At 61.9% G+C, this 8,081-nt stretch carries 5 protein-coding genes; 4 read left to right on the top strand and 1 reads right to left on the bottom strand.

From position 1 onward, the window contains the following. The 3 genes from IK083_02900 to IK083_02890 all read left to right on the top strand — a co-directional run. Positions 1 to 581: hypothetical protein (locus tag IK083_02900; protein ID MBR4748505.1), on the top strand; the 581-nt coding region annotated here is incomplete at its 5' end. Continuing rightward, entirely contained in the window at positions 581 to 1,687 is a 1,107-nt protein-coding gene (locus IK083_02895; protein MBR4748504.1) for a hypothetical protein, read from the top strand. The genes IK083_02900 and IK083_02895, both read left to right, overlap by 1 nt. A gap of 25 nt (positions 1,688 to 1,712) precedes the next feature. Next, entirely contained in the window at positions 1,713 to 4,730 is a 3,018-nt protein-coding gene (locus tag IK083_02890) for a hypothetical protein (GenBank protein MBR4748503.1), read from the top strand. A gap of 73 nt (positions 4,731 to 4,803) precedes the next feature. On the opposite strand, the gene IK083_02885 is transcribed toward IK083_02890, so the two are convergent. Beyond that, entirely contained in the window at positions 4,804 to 5,985 is a 1,182-nt protein-coding gene (locus IK083_02885) for a hypothetical protein (protein ID MBR4748502.1), read from the bottom strand. An 890-nt stretch (positions 5,986 to 6,875) separates the two neighbouring features. Between IK083_02885 and IK083_02880 the strand changes: the two genes are divergently transcribed. Further along, a complete protein-coding gene (locus IK083_02880; GenBank protein ID MBR4748501.1) occupies positions 6,876 to 7,691 on the top strand; it encodes a DUF1559 domain-containing protein in 816 nt (271 codons plus the stop codon). Positions 7,692 to 8,081: the final 390 nt, after the last annotated feature.

The following is an 8,081-nucleotide window of genomic DNA, read 5'->3' as shown; positions in this document are numbered from 1 at the left end:
TGCGGCATATACTGTGGACCCCGTCGGAGCAAAAGGAGTTCATGGAGCTCCTGTCGGGGAAGGGGGAGTTTGTCCAGACGGACATATACACCTTTATGGCCCTGGTGAAGGACTTTTGCCGGAAGGGCGGGGTCTATACGCCCCTGCCCTCGGACAACCTGTTTTTCCACGACAGGATACGGGTGGAGGGGCATTCGCCCCTCTTTGCCGGCTGCGACGTCCGGGACGCCTTTGAGGGCCGTTTCGGCGCGGCGGAGAAGGGCGGCATACTGTTTGCGGACACGGGGGCGGAGGAATACTATCTGGAGTGGGCCCCCGCGGGCGGCCCCGCCCCCGGGCGGATAGAGGTCCTGCTGCAGGCGGACGACACCGGCGAGAGGCAGGCGGAGTCCCTGACCCTGCAGGGCAGGACCCCGGAGGGCTGGCGGACGCTCCTGGAACAGAAAACGGAGCCCTATTCCGCCGTCACCCTGGGAGGCTCCGTGGACGCCCGGGGCGTCACCGCCTACAGACTTACCCTGACAAAAAGGGCCGGCTGCAGACTGGCCCCGAGAATAAAAGAGATAAGAGGAACCGAGTGATGACTCAGAGACAAAGATTCATAGACTACGTCAAGCATGGGGGCAGGCAGTTCTGCTCGCCCCAGATCGGCGCCGGCGCCGGCTATGACACCAAGATCGCCGGCAAGAGATGGATAGGAGAGACCACCCTGCAGGACCTGACGGACACCCTGGACAGGTATGACATAGTGCCTCTCTACAACTTTGGCATAGATTTTGGCATGCTGGACCCGGAGCTGGCCTGGCAGCTCGCCGCCAGCTCGTCCTCCGACAGCCGCCGCACCTGGGACTACCGGATGGAGACCCGGGCGGGGGTCCTGACCCAGAGCGTGACGGAGGAGCCGGTGAAGGGCTCCTTCCGCACCAAGTGCCCCGTGACTTCGGAGGCGGACCTGGACGTGCAGGAATACTATATGGACAAGGTGCTGGACTCGGACTTCGGGCCGGTCACCGACTTTGTGGGGAGCCTGCGGGAGCAGATAGGCGACAGGGGCGCTCTGGATATACAGTGGCCTGTGCAGCCCTATGAGATGCTGTGCTTTGCCGACACGGTGACCACTGTGATGCTGGTGATGGACCACGAAGAGCGCTGCAGAAGGATCATGGACCGGGTGCTGGAGATCAACAGAAAGGCCTTCAGGGCCGTGAAGGCGGGAGGCGCGGACTTTGTCTTTTTGGGCGGGCCCGGCAGCGAGATGATCTCTCCCCGCTTTTACAGGGAGTTCCTGGTGCCCTATTCGCAGGTCACCACCGCCGACGCCCACAGGGAGGGCCTGCTGGTCTATTCGCATATATGCTCTCCCATAGAGCCTTTTCTCACCATGGGCTTTTACAACGAGATGGGCATGGACCTGTTTGAGACCCTGAGCCCCAGGCCCGTGGGCAACGTGGAGAGCCTGGCGGACGCCCTGACCAAGATAGACCCCCGCATCTGCACCCGGGGCAATCTGGGGCTGGACGTGATGCTGACCAAGGGACCCGCCGAGGTGAGGGAAAAGACCATAGAGATCATCGAAGCCTCCCGGGGCAGAAAGCATATAGTGGCGGCCAGCGACTATCTCTTCTACGACATTCCCGAAGAGAACCTGCGGGCCATGGTGGACACTGTGAACGAATATGCCGGATAGATGCCGGAGACGAGGAAAAAGGACAATGAGATATATTCTGACTGTAATGGCAGCGCTTCTGTTGTCGGCGGCTGTCTGGGCCGGGCCCGTGGGCAGCCTGAAGGCCGGCCGGGCCCTCCTGACGGGGGCTCCCAACGCCGCCGGCGTGAAGACCGGCATCAGGCTGGGGGACCGGTCCCTGGTCCCCTACGAGGGCGACGGCCTGTCCTGCCGGGCGGGCAGCGCCACCGCTGAGTTTACCCTCACGGAGCTGTCCCGGGACGAAAGCGCCGTGAGCGTCAGGGCCCGGGTTCCCCGGGACCTGGCGGGAGCCGGCTGGGGCGTGGCCGTGAAGGACAAGGGGGTCCGCATCTTCGTGCCCCAATACAGCGGCGCCTGCTACGACGCCGATTCCATAGAGGGGGAGTGGCAGTTCAGCTATCCCGTGGACTGGGAGGCCCAGTTCGTGCTGATACAGAAGCAGGGCGAGGGCTGGCTCATACACGCCGACGACGATATGCAGTACTGGAAGACCCTGCAGCTTTCCCACAAGGACGGAGTCTTCGCCCTGAACTTTGAGACCAACACCCAGGCTCCCTTTGACGGCAACACCTCCCTGGACTCCTGTCCCTGGCGGGTGGTCCGCTACAAGGGGGACTGGCTGGCAGGCGCCAACCTGTACAGAGAGTGGGCGGACAAAAAGTTTGGCCTGTCTGAGCTGAACAAGACCAAGCCCAAGTGGACCGAAGACATTGATTTCGTGGTGAACGACTACTCTTCGGACACGGACACCTCCCTGCTGGAGGAGCTGGCAGAGCTGGTGGACCCGGCCAGGACCCTGGTCTATTTCCCCATATGGCGCGCCCATCCCTACGACAATATGTATCCGGACTACGAGCCCTCCCCCGCTGCAACGGAGAGGATCAAAAAGGCCAAGAGCCTGGGCTTCCGGGTCATGGTGCACACCAACTATTTCGGGCTGTCGCCCTTCCACCCCCTCTATCCGGAGTTTGCCAAATACCACCTGAGGGACCCCTACGGCAAAAACACCATGACCGTGGAAGTGCCGGGGGCGGAGATAGCCTACATAGACCCCGCATCAAAGGCCTGGCGGGAGCTCTTTGTCTCAAGGGCGAAAAAGGCTGTGGAGGAGCTGCAGCTGGACGCCCTCTTCACTGACCAGACCCTGGTGATGTACAACGACGCCAACGGCCTCATAGACGGCATGAACATGATGCAGGGCAATCTGGAGGAGCACCGGCTCCTGCGGGAGGCTCTGCCGGACGTGGCTCTGGCCGGGGAGGGCCTGGACGAGATCACCTGCCGCTACGAGTCCTTTGCCCAGAGGCACCTGCTGGGGGCCGATTATTTCGGCATGAGCGTGAATCCCTTTATGTCCGCTCTGGCGTCGCCCGTATCGAGCGCGGTGTTCAGCCCCTACACCCGGCCCGTCGGCTATCTGGGCATCCCCCGGGTGGAGCAGACGGAGCTCATGAAGGACTGGATGTACGTCTATGACCGCTACGCCGTGATACCCACCCTGCCCATACACAAAAAGGAGGAGCGGGACCGGTACGCCTTTATGTACGACTACATAGTGAACCTGGGCCGCATATGGCAAAAATATGCTCCCCGCATGTGCCTTGACCCTGCCGCCTGGGGCAAAAACACCGTCATGGTCTATGACGCCCGCAGCGGGGAAAGGCTGGAGGTCAGGGAGGAAAAGGGCCTCCGGGGGCTTTGGGACGGCAAAACTCTGCTCACCGGCAAGGTGACGGGAGTGGAACGCTTCAGGACCGGCAGGGTCCTCTATGAGGCGGCCGGCTATAAGTCGGGAGAGTATTTCGCCCTGGACCCCGACAAAAAATATCTCCTGGGAGAGGAAGCCCCCGCGGAAAGCGCCGTTTCCGACAAAACTGCCGTAGAGCTTTTTGAAAAGGACAACCTGGTCCTGTTCCGCGCCGGGACCCGCAGGATGGACCTGCTCAGGTACAAGGACGTGTATACGGGCCACAGGATGGACGGCGGAGAGACGGTCCTCTTCCGGTCCCCCTCCTGCTCCACGGAAGAGAACGCCAAGGTGGAGTGGAGCAAGGACCGGCTGTATATACACCCGCCCTTCAAAATGAAGAGCAGCACCTCCTCCGAGGGAAAGGGCCGGGCCGTGGCGCTCTGGAAAAACCTGTCTCTCCCCTCCTACCCCTGCCGTTTCGAGGCCCTGGCGGGCATGAGGAACGAGGAAGGGGAACAGAAGTCCGACGGAGCCCGGTATTACGTAAAAGCCTCCTGCGGAGACAAGGTCCTGGAGACCTCTCTCTCTGTGTTCACCGTGAAGGGCGAGCCCCTGGTCCTGGACCTGACCCCCTTCAGGGGCAAGAAGATCGACCTGGAAATAAGCGTGGATCCCGGCCCCGCCCGGGACACCTCCTACGACTTTACCTGCCTGCAGGAGCCGGCCGTATGCGAGAAGTTGGACGGCTTTGATTTTGAGATAAAGGAAGACAAAGGCTACACCTTTGCCGCTGCGGGCGCCAAGGGCTCCCTGACCCGGACCGACGGCGGCGTCAAGGTCCATACCACCGTTCCCGAGGGCTTCGTCACGAGCTGGGAGCCCACCGACTTTGAGCCCGGGCCCGTGGACTGGTGGTATCAGTATCAGACCACTCCCGAGGGGCTGGAGATAGTCACCGAAAGGAGAAACCTTACCGACAGCCGCTTCGAGGTGGCGGGCGGGGAGACCTATCTGCTGGACAGCCATCCCCCCAGGGTAGGCCGCAACATCTTTGCCCGCATAGGCCGGGTGCCCGGCAGCGTGAAGAGCTTCAGGGTGAAGTGCGCCGTCCGGGACGAGGCGGCGGACAAATCCGAGGGCGTGCTCTTTGCCATAGCCGTCAACGGCGAGATCCAAAAGAGCCTGACCGTCATCAAGCAGGCCGGCTGGCGGGAGCTGGAGGCCGATCTGACCGGCTGGCAGGGCAAGACCGTGTATCTGGAGATCTTCGCCGACAGCATGAAGGACAACTATTTTGACTGGGCCGTGTTTTCCGAGCCGGAATTCCGTTAGGCCCGGCCGGCGGAGAGACAAGGACAGCGGCAGGCAAGACGCCTGCCGCTGTGTCTGTTTTGGGTGAAGGAGGTCACCGGCCCCGGTAGATGAACTCCAGCGCCTCCGCCGGGGTCATCCGGGCCACCCCGTCCGGGTCGGTGAGCCCGCCGGGCCTGCCGGACAGGTCCCAGGTGAAGCGGCCGGTGTCGGCGCCCTTGAAGGCAAGGTAGGAGGAGGGACTGACCAGCATGACCGGATAGCGCCTGTACCACTCGGGATGCTGCCGGGCCATGTATTTGTCTGCCAGCCGGCAGGCCTCGCAGCTCCGGGACGCGCCTATGGCGCTGATCTGCACGCCGCCGCCCGGCTGTCCTTTGCGGCTTTTGCCGGGGGAGCTGTGGAGTATCACCACGCTGTTGTCGGCGCAGACCCCCAGGCTGATCCACACGTGGCCGCTGATGCTCACCACGTCTCCGGGCTTCAGGATATATCTGCCCTTGCCCGACTCCTTTACGCTCCGGGTCAGGGAGCCCAGGCCCGACTCCGCCAGCCTTTTGGCAAAGCCCGTGGCGCTGCCCACCCGGCCCGCCTTGCCGCTGTCGGTCTCAAAGACGTTGTAGAGGGTCCACCCCAGGTAGCCCGAGCAGTCCAGACCGGCGTAATAGTATGCGTTGTAGCCTCCGTAGGGGTAATAGCTGGTCCGGGGGTCCGCCTTCTTTTTGTCCCCGTCCTTCTCCTTGTAGGTGTAGTATTCGTCCCTGCCGTTGAAAAACCGCACCCAGTCCGGAGAGACCCCTATGGTCCGGGCCTGGACCGAGGCCCCCTCGTCCTGCCAGTCCCAGCCGCCGCCGTAAACGTAGAGGGCAGTCCCCACCGGGTCCGAGGCGGTCCGGAGAAAATTGCCCAGGGTGCGCCGGCCGGGAATGCCCCGCCGGGGCGGCAGGGGGACGTCCTTCACTGGGAGCGGTTCGGCAGAGACCACCGTGTCCTCCCGGAGGCCGATGAGATAGGGATATCCCTCCTTCAGCAGGTTCTGGATGGGGTAGGCATACCCGCCGCCGGGCAGCCCTTCGCCCGGGTCGATGCGGAGCAGGACCTCCGCGCCGTCTATGAGAAAACGGTAGCGGAACAGGCGCAGGTTGGCCTTCACCGTGGCGGGAGCCCCGTAGTCTGCCACTCCCAGATAGACGGCGGACAACGGGCCCTTGTCCTGCCCGGCGGCAGCCCAGGCTGCCGTGAGCAGTATCAGAATGAGCAAAGCGGTTTTTTTCATGCAGTATCCCGGGGCCGCAGTTTTGGCTTACGGAGAAGGCCCGGCCCCGGGACCATTATACACAAATCCGCCGGTTTTGTCACCCCGCAAGATCTGCGATTTTGCAGGGAGGAAACCATGCCGCCCGATCGGGGGAAAGCCTCTATCCGCCGTCATCCCAGCGCCTGAGACGCAGTCGAAGGCGTTGGAGATCTGTGGGGGGACCGACGGCCAAAGGCCGTTGGGGGGGGCCGTATCGCGGGGCTGCGGAAACGCTATTGTCCCGTTCAACAACAGACGTCATCTCGGCGCCCTGAACGAAGTGAAGGCACTCTCGGGGTCCCCGCAAAATCGCAGATTTTGTGGGGTGAGGTTCGAAGTCCCCCGCAATAGAACCGCGAGCCCGGGCCACGGACCGGCCCGACGGGACAAAATATACTTACCCCCGGCGGCAGGCAGACCGCCGTTCCCGGGCCTTTCCGACAGTGTGAAGGGGATCTCTTACCGGTTTTCCTGAGGGGAAAACCGCCGAGATGACGTTTGGATCGGCCGCCGAGATGACGCGGGGTGTGGCGCTGTCGCCGAGATGACGTGAATCGGGGCGCGCGTTTGTCCCGTTCACTTTCAACGTCACTTCGGCGGTGAGGGCCACTCGTGCCCTCACCGGTAAGAAGTCCCCCGCAATAGAACCGCGAGCCTGGATCACGGACCGGCCCAACGGGACAAGGGAGATCGCTCTCCTGACGAAAGGAGCGCGGGAGCGCTTTCCCGGTTCGGGCGGCGGCGGTTTTAGAGCCCGCAAAATACTTGAAAAATTTATCGGTATTTTTTTGTAAAATCGTTTTTTTTTTTTTTTTTTTTCTATAGCGTATAATGGAATTGTAATCCAAATTCTTTCAAAGGAGAAGTTCATGAAAAAAGGCTTTACACTCATCGAGTTATTGGTAGTCATAGCGATCATCGCTATACTTGCGGCCATCCTCTTCCCTGTGTTTGCGCAGGCCAGAGAAAAGGCGCGCCAGACCCAGTGCATCAGCAACGCCAAGCAGCTGGGCACCGCCCTTCAGCTGTATCTGGCAGACTGGGACAACATGATTCCGGCCTCCAACTACGTGGAAGCCGCCGGCGCGGGCATCGACCCCAGAGCCTGGTACGGCCCCTGGGCCAACCCCTGGCCGGGCAGCGCCCTGCACAGAGAATACATACAGAACCGGTCCTACAGAGGCATCATGATGCCCTACGTGAAGAACGGCGCTCTCTTTGTCTGCCCTTCCGACGGTCAGGCCGACAAGAACGCCGACTGCAACGCGGTGAAGCGCTATCTGGACTACAGACCCAGATATTCCATCCCCTACAACAACTGGTATCTGGGCAACAGCGAGATCAGCATCAACACGGTCAAGTATCCTGCCGATTACGTGATGCTGAACGAGGTCGCTCCCTGGCATAACATGGATTACGTTACCGAGGGCGGACAGGCCGACCTGTGGGCTCCTCAGGACAAGGTGACCTGCGTCTTCGCCGACGGACATGCCACCGTGATGCCCATCAGCAAGATCATGGCCAAGGACAACAGCCTTTCCCCTTCGGGCGGCCAGCCCAAGTGGGCCTTTGTGTATGGCTGGAACAACGAATGGCCCGCCAGATACAACGAGACCATCAGCGGAGAGCTGGAGCAGACCAGATATCTGGAATTCCGCTCCAAGGATACCGACAAGACCTATTAGGATCCTTGACGAGAGACCAGCCTTCGGGCCGGCTCTTTTTTGACGGGCGCGCGTTTGTCTCCGCATGTCCCGTTCAAGCAAAACGTCACTTCGGCGCCCTGAACGAAGTGAAGGCACTCTCGGGGTCCCCGCAAAATCGCAGATTTTGTGGGGTGAGGTTCGAAGTCCCCTGCAATAGAACCGCGAGCCCCGACACAGGACCGGCCGGGGTGGGAGGGGCAGAGCCCCTGCTCAAGCCGAAGGGCAAGAGTCGCCGTAGGCGCAAGGCGGAAAAGGCAGAAATGCAGCTTCTTTTCTGCCCCGCCGCAGAGCGCAGCCCTGAGGCGCAGACGGGTGCAGGGCAGCCCGCCCTGGCCTCACCCCACAAAATCTATTCGATTTTGCGGGGGC

The organism is Abditibacteriota bacterium, from assembly GCA_017552965.1.
Classification (GTDB): Bacteria; Armatimonadota; UBA5829; order UBA5829; family UBA5829; genus RGIG7931.
This window is presented reverse-complemented; position numbering and strand designations above follow the sequence as displayed.